This window comes from Chelatococcus albus, assembly GCF_030067675.1.
Lineage (GTDB): Bacteria > Pseudomonadota > Alphaproteobacteria > Rhizobiales > Beijerinckiaceae > Chelatococcus_A > Chelatococcus_A albus.
The window spans coordinates 61,512-76,098 of record NZ_JASJEV010000010.1; the positions used below are offsets into that span (position 1 = coordinate 61,512).

The following is a 14,587-nucleotide window of genomic DNA, read 5'->3' on the forward strand; positions in this document are numbered from 1 at the left end:
GTTGCGCGCGAGACGCGCCTCGGCTCAGAACTCGGCCCAGTCGTCGAGGCGGGCGCCGGAATTGGCGACGCGCCGCGGCGCCGGACGGGCGGCGGGCTTCGGCTCCCGGCTCGCCATGGCGGCCGCGAGGCTCTTCAGGTTGGCCGCATCGGTGTGGGCGGCGAAGCTCTCCTCGCCCTGCATCTCGTCGGTGCGGAAGGCGGCGACGAGGTTGCGCAGGCGCTCGATCTGCGTCTGCAGCTCGTTGGCGGAGGCCGCGCTCTCTTCGGCCAGCGCCGAGTTCTGCTGCGTCATCTCGTCCATATGCGCCACGGTCTGGCTCATCTCGTCGATGCCGTTGGCCTGCTCGGCCGCGGCGGCGGAGATGTCGGCGACGGTTGCCGCCACGCGGTTTGCCGCGGCCACGATCTGTTGCAGCACGTCGCCCGCGCCCTGCACCAGCCTGACGCCGTCGGCCACCTGCTCGCTCGAGTTGGAGATGAGCCCCTTGATGTCCTTGGCCGCCTGGCTGGACCGCTGGGCGAGCGCCCGGACCTCGGAGGCGACGACGGCGAAGCCCTTGCCCGCCTCGCCGGCGCGCGCCGCCTCCACCGCCGCGTTGAGGGCGAGCAGATTCGTCTGGAAGGCGATGTCGTCGATCACCCCGATGATCTCGGAGATGCGGGTCGAGGCCTTCTCGATGCGCTCCATGGCGGTCACCGCCTCGGCGACGATCTGGCCGCCGCGCTCGGCCACGCTCTTTGCCTCCTCGCCGAGGGCGGTCGCCTGGCGCGAGTTCTCGGCGCTCTGCTTGACCGAGGCCGCAAGCTCCTCGGTGGTTGCCGCCGTCTCCTCGAGGCTCGTCGCCTGATCCTCCGTGCGCTTGGCAAGGTCGGAGGCGCCAGCGTTGATCTCGGCCGCCGAGACCGACACCTCGCGCGCCGTCTGCTGGATGGTGGTGACCGTCTCCGACAGGCGGGTGAGGGTGGTGTTCAGGCTTTCCTTCAGATCGGCGAAGCGGCCGTGATAGTCGCCGGTGATGCGGCGGGTGAGGTCACCCTGGGCCAGCGCCGCGAGCGCATCGGCGAAGTCGTCGGTCGCGGCCTCCACCATGGCGCCGATGCGGTTGATGCCCTCGGCGACGTTGCGGGTGAAGCCCGCCTTGCCGTCGAGCGGGACGCGGCGCGAGAAGTCGCCGGCCGAGGAGGCGGCCACGACCTCGGCGACCTCCGCCTCCGCCGCGAGCTCCTTGGTGAGGTCGTTCCACTCGAGCACCGCACCGAGCCGCTTGCCGTCGGGCGCGAAGATGGGGCTGACGCTGATGTCCATCTTCCGGGCCCCGACGGTGATGCGCGCCTGATAGGTCTCGCTGAGCTGCTCGACGCGTGCGCGCTGCTGGCCGGCGTTGCGATGGAAGACGTCCATGCTGCGGCCGATGATGTCCTTGGCCGAGAAGCCCGGAATGGCCGTCTGGAAGTCCTGCTCCGCCTCGTTCATCAGCGTCTGGGCCGAGCGGTTGAGATAGACGATCTTGTGCTCGGGGTCCGTGACCATGACGGTGGTGCGGCAACCGTCGAGCGCCACCTTGATGCGGCTCGCCTCGACGCCGTTGTCGTAGATCGCCTTCATGGCGCGGGCGAGCTCGCCGATCTCGTCGTGGCGCTCGATGCCCTTGAGCTCGGCGTTCTCGGCACGGGCGAGCTTCTCCACCGTGTCGCGGATGGCGAGGATCGGCTTGTAGATCGTGCGCCCGGCGAGCCAGCCGAGGACGCCGATGCCCGCGAGGATGCCAGTGCCGATCACGAACATCAGCCAGGCCATCTCCTCGATCGGCTTCTCAAGCTCAGCGATGGTCTGCTCGCCGACAATCGCCCACTTCAGCCCGTGGATCTGGAGCGGGAGGGCGCCCACGACGCTCGGCACGCCGCCGGCGCCGGCGGCCTCAACCATGCCGCTCTGGCCCTGCAGGGCGCCCTTGAGGGCTTCGTTGTCATAGGCCGTGGCACGCAGGAAGGTCGGCTCCTTGCTGAGCGGCAGCTGCGAGCGGATGAGCCGGTCCGGTCCGACGATGAAGGTCTGGCCCGTCTTGCCGAGCCGGGTGACGGCGATGGCGTTGAGCGCGTCGGGCGACAGCTGCAGCGCGATGATGCCCATGGTGCCGCCGTAATCGTCGCGAATGGCGCGCGCCAGGAAGGCCGCAGGCTGCTGATTGGCGGGCGCGTAGTTGTCGAAATCGACGAAGACGATCTCGGCCTGCGCCGCGGCCTCCTTCGCCGCCTTGAAGGCACGCGCGAGATTGCTGGCGGCGAGCGGGCCGTTGACGACGTTGCCGCCGAAGTCGCTCCGCTTCTCGACCGTATAGATGACATCGCCCTTGTCGTTCAGCAGGATGACGTCGGCGAATCCCTTGTTCTTCAGGTTGATCCAGTAGGGATGATACTTCTGGTGCATGATTCCGTAGAAGGAATCATCCTTGTCGCCCTTGTACTTCCAGCGTTCGCCGGCTGCAGAGGGGTTCTTGTCGACGTAGTGCGACTTGAGGATGTCGCCGGCGTCCTGCAGGCCGTTCCAGGCGACAGCGATCGAGCCCAGCGCATCGCGCGTCGCCGGGCTGTCGGAGAAGGTGCGCAGGTCGGTCTCGACCTGGTCGAAATACCGTTGCAGCGCGGTGCGCTGGGCCGTGAGCACGGTCTCGAGCTTGTTGCGGACTTCCGCATCCATCGCCTGGCGGGCGACGAAGAACGCGGTCGTGCCGATAGCCACCGCGCACACCACGGCGCCGCCGATGATCATCAGCGGAATCCGGAAGGAGAGCTTGGAGAATTTGCGCAGGAAACTCTTCATTTCTTGGGCCCGCTGCGAAAATGGTCTTGACGTTCTGTCGGTCCCCACCGCCGGGTCCGGGACGAGCGGTTGGCTGGCGAGATAATGCCTTATCTAAGTGCCAGAGATTTATAGAACATAAATGGTGCAAGCGGTTGCCGTGCGATATTTACGCAGTGTAGTTTGTGGCGATAATGAGTCACTTGCGCTGCAAGCAGAATCAAATCGCCTTGAAAATGATGCTTTACGGATCGTTTATGTGCGAGAATAGATTCATATCGGCCGTCGGGCTGGATTCAATAGAGTCGAATTTCATTTCGATCGTATGGAGTGAACGATTCCGATGTGGCGAATTTGGATTCGCGGCCCGGGGCCGGCTGAGGTTGAACTTCTTGCAGAAAACGACCTGCGGGCAATTGACGACCATGCCGGTGGCAGCCGCGCGCCGTCGCCGCGGCGTGGTGACGGCGGGCGGTCCGGTGGCGCGGCCACCCTCCTGCCCCGCCGCGCCCCGCAGGATGCGCCGCTGGTGCCTGTCCGCGCCGGGGGACGGCTATGCGTGGCGTGCAGACCGGGCCCTCCGCCGGAGCTGTCGCTGTCGCGCCGGGCCTGTTGTGCAGCCATTGCCAGGCCGGATCGTTCACGCGTTGCCGTCGGCGGAATGATTTCTGTCGGATGCGCAGTTCCAATTTATAATAATTACAAATAGAGATACTTGCGAGTTATTTGCGTTGACCTTGAAGAATTTTTGCGCAATGCAGCATCTATATTGTGGAGCGTGGCGGTCTTTCCGGCGGCCGGCGTCCTCGCCCGGGGGGCGGGACAGGCTGCGCACCCCATGCACATGGGTCCTGAGATCGGTTCCGGTCACCCGTCGAGGTGGGTGCGATGCCCCGGTCGCGCGGACCGGGCGCGCGGTTGCCGCACCTCGGCAACGGTGTGTGCGACCGCTGTTGCGAGTGATGGATCGTGATGTCGAAGACGTTTGAGATCGTGCTGCTCACCGGTCTTGGAAGGATGCGCCGACTCGCCGTGCTTGCGGTGCTCGCGGCCGTCGCCTGGGGCGGTGCGCCCGCCCTGGCGCAGGAGGCCGGAGCGCCGGTCGTTTCCTCGCCGGCCGCACAGTCCCTCGCTGGCGTCGGCCCGGGCGGAGCCGGGACGTCCGCGGGGGCGTCGGCGCCGGCTGCCACGGTGGCGGGGGACGGGGGCGTTCTCTCGTCGCCTCTCGCGCCGCCGCCGGCCGCGGTCAGGGCGGCGTCCGGTTCCACAGGCGCACCTGCGGCGGCGATGGCTTCCCTCCCGCACGATCTGTCCCCGTGGGGCATGTTCCTGGCGGCAGACGTGGTCGTGAAGGCAGTCATGGTCGGGCTCGCCTTCGCCTCGGTGGTGACCTGGACGGTCTGGTTCGCCAAGACGCTGGAACTCGTCATGGCGCGCCGGCGCCTCGGCCGCGCCATTGCCACGCTGCGCGGTGCACCGAGCCTCGCCGCCGCGGAAGGCGCCCTGCACGGGGCGGATGTTCCGGCGCGCGGCCCGTCAGCGGCGCTGGTCGCGGCGGCCCACGAAGAGGTCGCCGTGTCCGGTGACCTGCCGGCCGAGGGCATCAAGGAACGTCTCGCCGCCTCGCTGTCGCGCATCGAGGCCGCGGCCGGGCGACGCATGACCCGCGGCACCGGGCTTCTCGCCACGATCGGCGCCACGGCGCCCTTCGTCGGCCTTTTCGGCACGGTATGGGGCATCATGAACAGCTTCATCGGCATCTCGAAGGCGCAGACGACCAATCTCGCGGTCGTCGCGCCCGGCATTGCCGAGGCCCTGCTCGCCACCGCCATAGGTCTCGTCGCCGCCATTCCCGCGGTCATCATCTACAACGTCTTCGCCCGCGCCATCGCCGGCTATCGGGCGCAGGTCGCCGATGCCGCGACCGAGGTCCTGCGGCTCGTCAGCCGCGACCTCGACCGGCGCGACCAGGGCGTCGCGCGCCATCACCCTTTCGAGGCACAGCGCGAGCGCCCGACGAAACCGAGCCTCGTCGCCTCCGTGGCGCCCATGGCGCACGCGGCGGAGTAGGCTGCCATGGGCGCCAGGCTCAACCACGGGGAGGATGATCTCGGCGAAACGCACGAGATCAACGTCACCCCCTTCATCGACGTGATCCTCGTGCTGCTCATCATCTTCATGGTGGCGGCTCCGCTCGCGACAGTGGACGTGCCGGTCGACCTGCCGGCGTCGACCGCAAGTCCGCAGCCGCGGCCGGACAAGCCGTTGTTCCTGACCGTGAAGGCCGACCTGTCGCTCGCCCTCGGCGAGCAGACAGTGGCGCGTGACGGGCTCGCCTCGGCCCTCGACGCGGCCAGCGCCCAGGATCGCAACAAGCGCATCTTCCTGCGCGCCGACAAGGCGGTGGCCTACGGCGACCTGATGGAGGTCATGAACGCCCTGCGCGACGCCGGCTATCTCAAGGTCGCGCTCGTCGGCCTCGAGGCGGCGCCGGCCGCCGGAGCCGCGCAGCCGTCTCAGGCCGCGTCCCAGCCTGTTCGCTGAGGCCGGCGATGGCGGCGGCACCGGTGGACTGGCGGGAGGAGGGACGCGGCGCGACGGTCGCCCGCTGGGGCCTTGCGTCAGTCGTCGTGCTTGCCGCGCATGTCGGCACCGCCGCGGGGCTCCTCGCCCTGCAGGCGCCCGAGCCGTTGAGGGGAGAGCCGCCGGCGGCGATCATGATCGAGCTCGCGCCGCTCGCCATGGCGCCGGAGGCGCCGCAGAACGACGTCGCCCCGGGCGAGCGGGCCCTCATGGCGCATCCCGAAACCGACGAGCCGGACAAGGACGCCGAGCCCGATCCCGAGCCTCCGCCGCCGGCCCTCGACCTGCCCGAACCGCCGCCAATACCCCAGCAACTCGCCGTCCAGACCGCGGTTCCGGTCGAGGATCTCCCGCCTCTTCCCCGCGTTCCGACCTTGCCCGAGCCGGAGGTGACCCTGCCGCCGCCGCCCAAGCCGGCCGAGCCGCCGAAGGCGGCTGAGAAGCCGCGCGAGAAGCTCGAGAAGAAGCCGCAGGAAAGGCGGCGTGAAGTGAAGCGCCGGCCTCCGGCGCAGCGAGAACAGGCGCCACAGCGCCTGCAGGCCGCTCCGGCACCGACCGCCACGGCCCCCGTGGCCGGCGCCATGGCGGGCAATCCCGGAGCCTTGCCGGCTTCGTGGAAGAGCCGCCTCTACGCCCATATCGCCCGGCACAAGCGCTATCCGAACGAGGCGCGCAGCCGCGGTGAAACCGGCGTCGCACATCTGCGCTTCTCCATCGATCGAACGGGCCGCCTCGTGAGCTTCCGCCTCGTGCGCAGTTCAGGGTCGGCCGCGCTCGATGAGGCGGTGCTCGCCACGATCCAGCGCGCGGATCCCTTGCCTGCACCGCCGCCCGAGGCGGCCGCAGACAATCTCACCTTCGTCATCCCGATGAACTTCAGCCTGCATTGAGCCCGACGCCGGGTTCCCGCCCGACGAAGGGCGGGCGGCGCCCGTGCCGCGTCCCCCGAAATTGCCACGCTCGCCGCCGCGGCTTGGTACAATTCGGGTAGTCACCGCGAACTCGGGGGTGCACCGATGCGGATCTCCGTTCTGTCTCTCGGGCTCGTCGCCGCGCTCGTCGCGACGGCGGTTCACGCGCAGTCGCGCCCCTATGCGCCGCGCATGTCCTGCAGGGCAGTTGCCGGTCTCGTGGCTGCGCGCGGCGCCGTCGTCATCAGCACCGGCCCGACGACCTACGACCGCTATGTGCGTGACCGCCGCTTCTGCGAAATCACCGAGGTGACGCAGCCGGCCTGGGTGCCGACGGCCGACAGTCCGCAGTGCTTCATCGGCTACACCTGCAAGGAGGCGGAGACCGAGGACTTCTTCCCGCGCTGGCGGTGAGGTGGCGCTCACAGGGCGAGCGTCAGACGGGCGCTCGCCGGCAGGGCGCAGCACAGAAGTGCCTCGCCTTCGCCCGGAGAGGCGCTCGGCGCGGCCGCATAGGTCACGGCGCCGGCGACGAGGCGCACGGCGCAGGTGCCGCACGTTCCGGAGCGGCAGCTCCATGGCGCGTCGATGCCGGCGGCCTCGGCAAGGTCGAGCAGGCTTCCCCGGGATGGGTCCCAGGCGGCAGCGACGCCCGAGGCCTCGAAGGTCACGGCAGCCTCGACGGCGGGGGGCAGCACTTGCGCGGCCACGGCCGCCGGGCCACGCCTCTCCAGACGCGCCGGGCCGAAGGCCTCGTGCCGGATGCGCTCGTCGCGCACGCCGAGGCCGAGAAGCATATTGTAGACCGACTGCATGAAACCCTGCGGGCCGCAAAGGTAGAAGTCGTAGTCGTCGAGCGGGAGGAGGCCCTTCAGGAGCTCGGCGTCGATCCGGCCGACACTGTCATGGTCGCGGCCGAGCACGTCACCCGCCCGCGGGGCACTGTAGCGGACATGGACGGCCAGGGTGGAGCGCCGCGTCGCGAGCGCACGCACATGTGCGGCGAAGGCGTGCTCGCCGCCATGGCGCGCCGCATGGATGGACCAGACCCGCCGGCCGGGATAGCGCATGCGGTCCTCTGTGCCGCCCAACAGATGGTCGAGCATGGCGATCGTCGGCGTGATACCCACGCCGCCGGAGATGAGCACCACCGGCCGCCGGCTGTCGGGATCGAGCGTGAAGTCGCCGCGCGGGGCCATGGCCCGGACAGTCGTGCCGGGCCCGACGGTGTCGTGGAGCCAGGTGCTGGCGAGAGCACCCGTGCCCGCGCGCTTCACACTGATGCGATAGTGCCGGCCATTCGCCTCCTCCGAGAGGGTGTAGGTGCGGCGCACCGGGCGTGGCTCTCCGGCGATATCGAGCGCGATGGGCAGGAACTGTCCGGGGCGGTGGCCGGCAAGGCCGCCGCCGTCCGCCGGCTCGAGGTAGAACGAGCGCACCGTCTCGCTCTCGTCCTCGATGCGTGTAACGGTGAAGCGGCGATAGGCGTCGCGCAACGCATCCGCGGCGAGTGTCTGCGCGACGGCGTCCCAACTTCCGGTGGCCGGAAGCTCCCGCGCCAGCGCAGGTTCGGACCAGCGCAGGGGGACTGCCCCCTCGATCGCGACCCCCTCGGTCACGCGAAAGCGCAGGAGCCGTTCAGCTCCGGCGAAGGCCGCGAGGTCCGGCCCCTCCCAGACGACCTCGGCCTCGCCCGTGAGCGACAGGAGGCGCCCCGTGGCGAAGTCGACGAACAGCAGGCCGGCGCGCGGGTTCACCGCGAGATTGCCGAAGGTGTTGAAGTGGAAGTTGCCGACGAAGTCGGGCGAGGTGAGCAAGGTCCGCCCGTCCTCCTCGCTCACGCGCACGAAGTCCGGCCTGCCGCCGCGATGCGAGACGTCGACGCCCTCGACCGGATCGCCGCCCCGCGCCTCCGGCGAAGCCGTGGCGATGAAGAAGGTGTCGGCATTCGCCACGAGCGCGGCCGCCTCGGCTGAAAGGAGCGGCCCTTCGGCCCGGACCGGTCGCGACGCGGCGACCGTGGATGGCTCGGCAACGAAGGTGGGCTCGCGTGCCTGGATGTACTGCGGGCAGTTGCCGAAGCTCTGCCCGACCCGCACCGTCAGGCGGCCGGGCTCGGCTTCGACGATCGTGCCGTTCATGCGGTTGCGCCGGCGGGTCTGGAGTTCGATGCCGAGAAGCCCGACGGGCCTGCCGGCCGCGAGGTTCTCGCGCCCCGGATCGCCGAAGGCGGCGGTCGCGGTGATGACGAGCGTGCGTGCATCGGGTGAGGCGACGAAGCCCGGTCGCCCTACCAGGATCGATGCCCAGGGCCGTCGTTCGGCGTCGAGGCTCCCGACGATCAGGAACGGCAGCTCGCCGAACAGCTCGCGGTGCTGGTCGGGCATGAAATCCCGCACCACCCGGCGCCCGATCCGCTCGACCCGGTCGCGGACGCCGGCGCGTTCCTGAACGGCGCGCTCGCCCGCATGGAAGGGCGAGCCCGCATGAGGCCAGCCCGGCAACGGCGCCGGCGCTGCTTTGGGCGTCAGGGGCTGCGACATGAGCGTTTCCTTCTGGTGCGGGTTGCCGCCAGGGCCCGTTCCCGGGCCCTGCGGCGGCTTCGGCGCGGCGTCTCAGGCTGCCGCGAGAGGCGTGCGCTGCATGGGCACGAAGCCGGGCAGGGCCTCCACCCGGCTGAGCCAGGCACGCAGGGGGGCGTAAGGCTCGAGCGAGATGCCGCCCTCCGGTGCGTGGGCGGTATAGAAGTAGATCGCCACGTCGGCGATGGTGGGCGTCGTGCCCGCGAGGAAGGGCTCAGCGGCGAGATGCCGGTCGAGTACCGCGTAGAGCTGCGTGGCGATGGTCTTCGCCCGCTCGTGGTCGAGCTTCGCGCCGAAGACGGTGACGAGGCGCGCCGCCGCAGGACCGGAGGCGAGGGGACCAGCGGCGACCGACAGCCACTGCTGCACGCGTGCCGCGGCGAGCGGATCGCGCGGCAGCCAGCGCCCCGACGCGTCGTGGCGCGTCGCAAGATAGACGAGGATGGCGTTGCTGTCGGCGAGCGTGACTTCGCTGTCCTCGATCACCGGCACCTGGCCAAAGGGGCTCTTGGCCAGGAACTCGGGCGTCTTGTGTGCGCCGCGGGCGAGATCGACGTCGACCAGCTCGACGGGCAGCCCCAGGAGCGACAGGAAAAGCTCGACGCGATGGGCATGGCCCGACAGGGCGTGGCGGTAGAGGCGGATGGGGCTGGCGGGGCGGGGCATGCTCGGTCCTTTCGGGGCTCGCCTCGTTGTTGGCGCACGACGGCGCCTTCCCGCCGGAGATTGCCATTCCGATCACACGGCGGAATGGCCGCATTTGACAATTGATTGTTCCGCGGAATGTAATGATCTGATGGATCGCCTGGACTGCATGCGCGCCTTCGTCGCCGTGGCGGAGGAGGCGGGCTTTGCCGCTGCCGCCCGGCGGCTCGCCCTGTCTCCGCCCGCCGTCACGCGCGCCGTCGCGGCGCTCGAAGAGCGCATCGGTGCGCGCCTCCTGCACCGCACGACCCGGCTCGTGCGCCTGACGGAGGCCGGCGCGCGCTACCTCGCTGACTGCAAGCGCATCCTTGCCGAGATCGAGGAGGCCGAGGGCATCGCGGCCGGCGCCCACGGCGAACTGCGGGGGCCGCTCACGGTCACGGCCTCGGTCCTGTTCGGGCGCATGTTCGTCGCGCCGATCGTGCTCGACTTCCTGGTGCTCCATCCGGGGGTCTCGGCCCGGACGCTCCTTCTCGACCGCGTGGTCGACCTTCTGGAAGAGGGGATCGACGTCGCGGTGCGCATCGCCCATCTGCCGGATTCGTCGCTGAGCGCCGTGCGGGTCGGCACGGTGCGGCGGGTCGTCTGCGCCGCTCCCGCCTATCTCGCCGCGCGCGGCGTGCCGCGTTCGCCCGCCGACCTCGCCCGCCATGAGGTGGTGGCCTTCGCGCCGAGTGGGGTGCCAGAGGAGTGGGTCTTTACCGCAGAGGGGCGCAGGGAGAGCATCCGGCTCGCGAGCCGGCTCGTCGTCAACACGGCAGATGTCGCCATTGCCGCGGCCGTCGCCGGGCACGGGCTGACGCGCGTCCTCTCCTACATGATCGAGCCGGAGCTGCGCGCCGGGCGTCTCGAGATCGTCCTCTGCGAATATGAGCCGCCGCCGGTGCCGATCCATGTCGCCCACGCCGAGGGGCGGCGCGCGGCCGCGCGCGTGCGCGCCTTCGTCGATTTCGCCGCGAAGCGGCTCAGGTCCGGCCCGGTCCTTGGCTGACGAGGGGAGGCCGTGTTCGGGGTCGCCGCGCGGCATCCCGCATCAGCGTCGCGGGTCGATGACCAGCTGCGGATCCTCCAGGAGGCCGAGATCGAACAGCGTGGGCGCGCCGCCGACCGGCGCGCCCTCGATCGCGAGCAGCCGGCGCTTTGTCGCCACGCAGCCGTTTGCCGAAAAGCCGCCGGCCTTGCCGCCGGAGGCGAGCACGCGATGGCAGGGGACAATGATGGGGAAGGGGTTGCGCCCGAGCGCCTGTCCCACGGCGCGCGCGAGCCCGGGATCGCCGAGGCGGGCCGCGATCGCGCCGTAGGTGAGCGTTTCGCCCGGGGCGATGCCGCGCGCGATTTCATAGACACGCCGGTCGAAGGGCGGCACGGTCTCCATATCGAGCGCAACGGCGGACAGATCGCATGGCGCGCCGGTGAGAAGCGCGACAATGCTGTCGATGGTGCGCTGCACGTCCGGAGGCGGCGCCGTCTCCTGCGCGCCCGGACATCGCCGCACGAGGCGCGTGCGCGTCTCGCGCTCGCTCGCCTCCGGCAGTTGCAAGCCCACGATGCCGCGCTCGCCCCAGGCGATGCCGCAGCGGCCGACTGCCGTGTCGAAGAGGGCAAAGCCATATGCCGTCATACACTGAGCATAGCACAAGGCGCCCGGCGCGGGCCTGCGCGCCGGCGGTGCGGATTGAACCGTTCGAGGGCCGTCGAAAACGATGCCGCACGGCCGGATGCGCGGCTCCCATGGCCCTGTCGCGACAGATTGGAGGAACCGGTCGATGCCCCTGGCGCGTGCGACCGAAGCGGCGGGCCGGTATCCGATTCGCAAAGGACGCATATGATATGTAATTTATTTCCATATTGCTGCATGCGGCGTAAAAATCTATCAATTGGCATTCCCGAGACTCGGAGGCAGGGCATGCTCCAGGTTGTGCGCGCCAAACTGCACGCGATCCGCGTGACCGGAGCCGATCTGAACTATCACGGGTCGATCACGCTCGATCCTGACCAGTGCACGCAGGCCGGCATTCGCCCGCTCGAGTTCGTTGATATCTTCAACAAGAACAACGGCGCGCGCTGGTATACCTATGTCATCTTCGGCAAGCCGGGTTCACGCTGCTGCGTCCTGAACGGCGCGGCGGCGCGCAACTGCCAGAAGGACGATGAACTCATCATCTGTGCTTCGGCCTATGTCGAGGAGCGCGCGCTGTACGACTTGAGGCCCAAGGTTCTCACCTTCGGTCCGGGCAATGTCGTCGAAGACGTCATGCATTACGAAGTCTACGAGACGCCCGAGCGCCCCTTTGATTTCCGCATGGTGATCGAGCCACGCGAGCCGTCGGCCGTGCGGCGCGTCGGCGCGGTCGATGTCGAGGCCCTGGCCCGGGATCTCAGGGCGCGCGGGCTCGACGACCACGCGGTGGCCGATGTCCTGTCGCGCCATCTCAGGTCCGTCGCCTGACAGCGTGTGCCGCGGGCCGTTCACCGTCAAGCCTGCATCGCGCTTCTGAGCGTCGCGTAGATGCGCGGGTCGGTGGATTGCGCCACGTTGAAGCGCAGGAAGCGGCTCGCCGATTGCGACAGACTGAAGGCGTTGCCGGGGGCGAGGACGACATTCTCGGCGAGAGCGCGCCGGGCGATGTCGGCGGCGTCGAGCCCCTCGGGCAGTTCGCACCACAGGAACATGCCGCCGCGCGGCTCGATCCAGGGCATGATGCCGATGGCCTTCAGGCGGGCGCTCGTCTGCCCCATGGCGCGCGACAGCCTCTCGCGCAGGCCCTCCACGTGCTTGCGGTGGGTGCCGTCCGTCAGCACGGTGAGTACGAGTTCGGCGGACAGCCGGCCGCTACCGAAGGAGGTCGCGATCTTCAGGTCGGTCAGGCCCTCGATCCAGTCGCGCCGCGCGGCGATGAAGCCGCAGCGCACCGCCGCCGACAGTGTTTTCGAGAAACTGCCGATGTGCACGACACGCTCGAGCCCGTCGAAGGCGGCAAGGCGCGGCGCCGGCTCGTGCTCGAAATCGGCGAAGATGTCGTCCTCGACGATGGTCGTCCCCGCCTGCTCGGCGAGCTTGAGCACCCGGTGCGCGACGAGGGGCGAGAGCGTCGCCCCGGTCGGATTGTGCAGGGCGGAATTGGTGAGGTAGAGGCGCGGCCGGTGCGCGGCGAGCGCCTGGGCGAAGAGCTCGAGGTCCGGGCCCGAGGCCGTGTAGGGAACGCCCGCGACCTTCACCCGGTGGGCGCGGAGCAGGGCGTGGAAATTGAAGTAGCAGGGGTCGTCGACGAGCACCGCATCGCCCGGCTCGAGCAGGAAGCGGCAGACCAGGTCGATCGCCTGCGTGCCCGATTCCGTCAGCACGATCTGGTCGGGCGCCGCCTCGATGCCGCGCTCGGCCATGCGCCGGGCGAGAAGGCGGCGCAGGGGCGCGAGCCCGAGCGGCGTGCCGTAGTCGGCGAGCGTGGCCTCCTCCGCCCGCGCCAGAGCGCGCAGCGCCCGACGGATGCCCGCCTCCGGCATCCATGAGGGCGGCAGCCAGCCGCAGCCCGGCTTCAGCACATCCTCCCCCGCTGCGAGCGACTGCCGCGACACCCACAGCGGGTCGACGGCGCGGTCGAGCCGCGGGCCCATCTCGGCGAGCGAGAAGGGGGGCAGGTGCCCGGCCACGTAGAAGCCGGAGCCGCGCCGTGAGCGCACAACGCCCTCCGCTGCCAGCCGCTCGTAGGCCTCGACGACGGTCGATTTCGACACCTGCATGGCTTCTGCGAGGCGCCGGATGGATGGCAGCTTCGCGCCCGGCGCGAGCGTGCGCCCGGCGATGCGCTGCCGGATCGCCCGCATGACGTGCGCGACAAGCGAGCCGTCGCTCCCCTGAGGATCGACCGGGCTGTCCATCTGTACTGCTCACTGCTGCATCACAGTTTGCGCGAACTGTAATGGACTGTCCCTGGAAAGGCCACGCGCGACGTCCGATAGGGACTGCGGCGAGGTGGCATGATGGACAAGACCGCGAGCGGATGGATCAACGGCTTTCTCGGGGTGCTGATCTTCAGCGGGTCGCTGCCGGCGACGCGGGTCGCGGTCGCCGATTTCGATCCGCTGTTCCTCACCGTCGCCCGGGCGGGGATCGCCGGCGTTCTGGCTGTCGTCCTGCTTCTCGCCTTCCGGCAGAAGCGCCCGCAGCCTGCCGACCTCGCCTCCCTGGCCGTCGTCGCCCTTGGCGTGGTGGTGGGCTTCCCGCTGCTGACGGCGCTCGCCCTGCGCCACATCACCTCCGCGCACTCCATCGTCTTCATCGGGCTCCTGCCGCTGGCGACGGCGGCCTTCGGCGTGTTCCGCGGGGGGGAGCGGCCGCGCCCGGCCTTCTGGCTCTTCTCCGGCGTCGGCAGCGCCTTTGTCGTCGGTTTCGCGCTGGCCCTGGGCTCCGGCGCCGCGCCCGTCGGCGACTTGCTGATGCTCGCGGCGATCGTCGTCTGCGGCCTCGGCTATGCCGAGGGCGCGAAACTGTCGCGCAAGCTGGGCGGCTGGCAGGTGATCTCCTGGGCGCTCGTGCTGTCGCTGCCCGTGATGGCGCCGCTCGCCCTCTGGACCATGCCCGCGTCATGGGCTGCGGTGGGCGGCGCGGCATGGCTCGGGCTCGGCTACGTGTCGCTATTCAGCATGCTGATCGGCTTCGTGTTCTGGTACCGGGGGCTGTCCCAGGGCGGGATCGCCGCGGTGGGACAGTTGCAGCTTCTGCAGCCCTTCTTCGGGCTGGTCCTCGCGGCCACCCTGCTGCACGAGACGGTGGGCTGGTCCATGGTCTGGGTCACGGCCGCCGTCGTGCTCTGCGTTGCCGGCGCGAGGCGCTTCGCCGCGTGAGGGCGCGCCGCGGCCCTCCGGTCATCATCGTCGATCAGGCGGTGGTGCCCCTGGCCGGGATCGAACCAGCACTCCTTGCGGAACTCGATTTTGAGTCGAGCGCGTCTACCAATTCCGCCACAGGGGCAAGCGCGCGCGATCATAGCGGCGGAAAGTCCC

12 protein-coding genes and 1 tRNA gene are annotated in these 14,587 nt (G+C 69.9%); 7 read left to right on the plus strand and 6 right to left on the minus strand.

Annotated features, from left to right (window positions below; translation table 11 throughout):
- Window positions 1-24: 24 nt before the first annotated feature.
- On the minus strand, window positions 25-2,823 hold the full coding sequence (locus QNA08_RS14995; RefSeq protein WP_283741540.1) for a methyl-accepting chemotaxis protein: 2,799 nt from the start codon (window positions 2,821-2,823) through the stop codon (window positions 25-27).
- 951 nt (window positions 2,824-3,774) lie between these two features.
- Here QNA08_RS14995 and exbB point away from each other — a divergent pair.
- The 4 genes from exbB (at window position 3,775) to QNA08_RS15015 (ending at window position 6,710) form a co-directional block, all read left to right on the plus strand.
- Complete coding sequence (gene exbB / locus QNA08_RS15000) at window positions 3,775-4,872, plus strand: tonB-system energizer ExbB (RefSeq protein WP_283741541.1); 1,098 nt, start codon at window positions 3,775-3,777, stop codon at window positions 4,870-4,872.
- A 6-nt stretch (window positions 4,873-4,878) separates the two neighbouring features.
- Window positions 4,879-5,346 carry a TonB system transport protein ExbD gene (gene exbD, locus QNA08_RS15005; RefSeq protein WP_283741542.1) on the plus strand — a complete coding sequence of 156 codons (468 nt, stop codon included), beginning with the start codon at window positions 4,879-4,881 and terminating at the stop codon, window positions 5,344-5,346.
- Window positions 5,347-5,354: 8 nt separating this feature from the next.
- Window positions 5,355-6,275: an energy transducer TonB gene (locus tag QNA08_RS15010; protein ID WP_283741543.1), complete on the plus strand. Its 921-nt coding sequence runs from the start codon at window positions 5,355-5,357 to the stop codon at window positions 6,273-6,275.
- Between the two features lie 126 nt (window positions 6,276-6,401).
- Window positions 6,402-6,710 carry a hypothetical protein gene (locus QNA08_RS15015; RefSeq protein WP_283741544.1) on the plus strand — a complete coding sequence of 103 codons (309 nt, stop codon included), beginning with the start codon at window positions 6,402-6,404 and terminating at the stop codon, window positions 6,708-6,710.
- An 8-nt stretch (window positions 6,711-6,718) separates the two neighbouring features.
- Here QNA08_RS15015 and QNA08_RS15020 read toward each other — a convergent pair whose 3' ends face one another.
- Together QNA08_RS15020 and QNA08_RS15025 are read right to left on the minus strand one after the other, a co-directional pair.
- Complete coding sequence (locus tag QNA08_RS15020; RefSeq protein ID WP_283741545.1) at window positions 6,719-8,839, minus strand: pyridoxamine 5'-phosphate oxidase family protein; 2,121 nt, start codon at window positions 8,837-8,839, stop codon at window positions 6,719-6,721.
- A gap of 72 nt (window positions 8,840-8,911) precedes the next feature.
- Window positions 8,912-9,523 carry a glutathione S-transferase family protein gene (locus QNA08_RS15025; protein ID WP_283741586.1) on the minus strand — a complete coding sequence of 204 codons (612 nt, stop codon included), beginning with the start codon at window positions 9,521-9,523 and terminating at the stop codon, window positions 8,912-8,914.
- 151 nt (window positions 9,524-9,674) lie between these two features.
- On the opposite strand from QNA08_RS15025, the gene QNA08_RS15030 reads away from it, so the two are divergent.
- Window positions 9,675-10,574, plus strand: coding sequence for a LysR family transcriptional regulator (locus QNA08_RS15030; protein ID WP_283741546.1), 900 nt, complete (start codon window positions 9,675-9,677; stop codon window positions 10,572-10,574).
- A gap of 42 nt (window positions 10,575-10,616) precedes the next feature.
- Here the strand turns inward: QNA08_RS15030 and QNA08_RS15035 are convergent, their stop codons facing one another.
- Complete coding sequence (locus QNA08_RS15035) at window positions 10,617-11,204, minus strand: methylated-DNA--[protein]-cysteine S-methyltransferase (protein WP_283741547.1); 588 nt, start codon at window positions 11,202-11,204, stop codon at window positions 10,617-10,619.
- A gap of 285 nt (window positions 11,205-11,489) precedes the next feature.
- Between QNA08_RS15035 and QNA08_RS15040 the strand changes: the two genes are divergently transcribed.
- Window positions 11,490-12,032 carry an aspartate 1-decarboxylase gene (locus QNA08_RS15040; RefSeq protein WP_283741548.1) on the plus strand — a complete coding sequence of 181 codons (543 nt, stop codon included), beginning with the start codon at window positions 11,490-11,492 and terminating at the stop codon, window positions 12,030-12,032.
- 26 nt (window positions 12,033-12,058) lie between these two features.
- On the opposite strand, the gene QNA08_RS15045 is transcribed toward QNA08_RS15040, so the two are convergent.
- Window positions 12,059-13,462: an aminotransferase-like domain-containing protein gene (locus QNA08_RS15045; protein ID WP_283741549.1), complete on the minus strand. Its 1,404-nt coding sequence runs from the start codon at window positions 13,460-13,462 to the stop codon at window positions 12,059-12,061.
- A 102-nt stretch (window positions 13,463-13,564) separates the two neighbouring features.
- Between QNA08_RS15045 and QNA08_RS15050 the strand changes: the two genes are divergently transcribed.
- On the plus strand, window positions 13,565-14,428 hold the full coding sequence (locus tag QNA08_RS15050) for a DMT family transporter (protein WP_283741587.1): 864 nt from the start codon (window positions 13,565-13,567) through the stop codon (window positions 14,426-14,428).
- A 42-nt stretch (window positions 14,429-14,470) separates the two neighbouring features.
- Here the strand turns inward: QNA08_RS15050 and QNA08_RS15055 are convergent.
- Window positions 14,471-14,555 (minus strand) — tRNA-Leu (locus QNA08_RS15055).
- Between the last annotated feature and the right edge of the window lie 32 nt (window positions 14,556-14,587).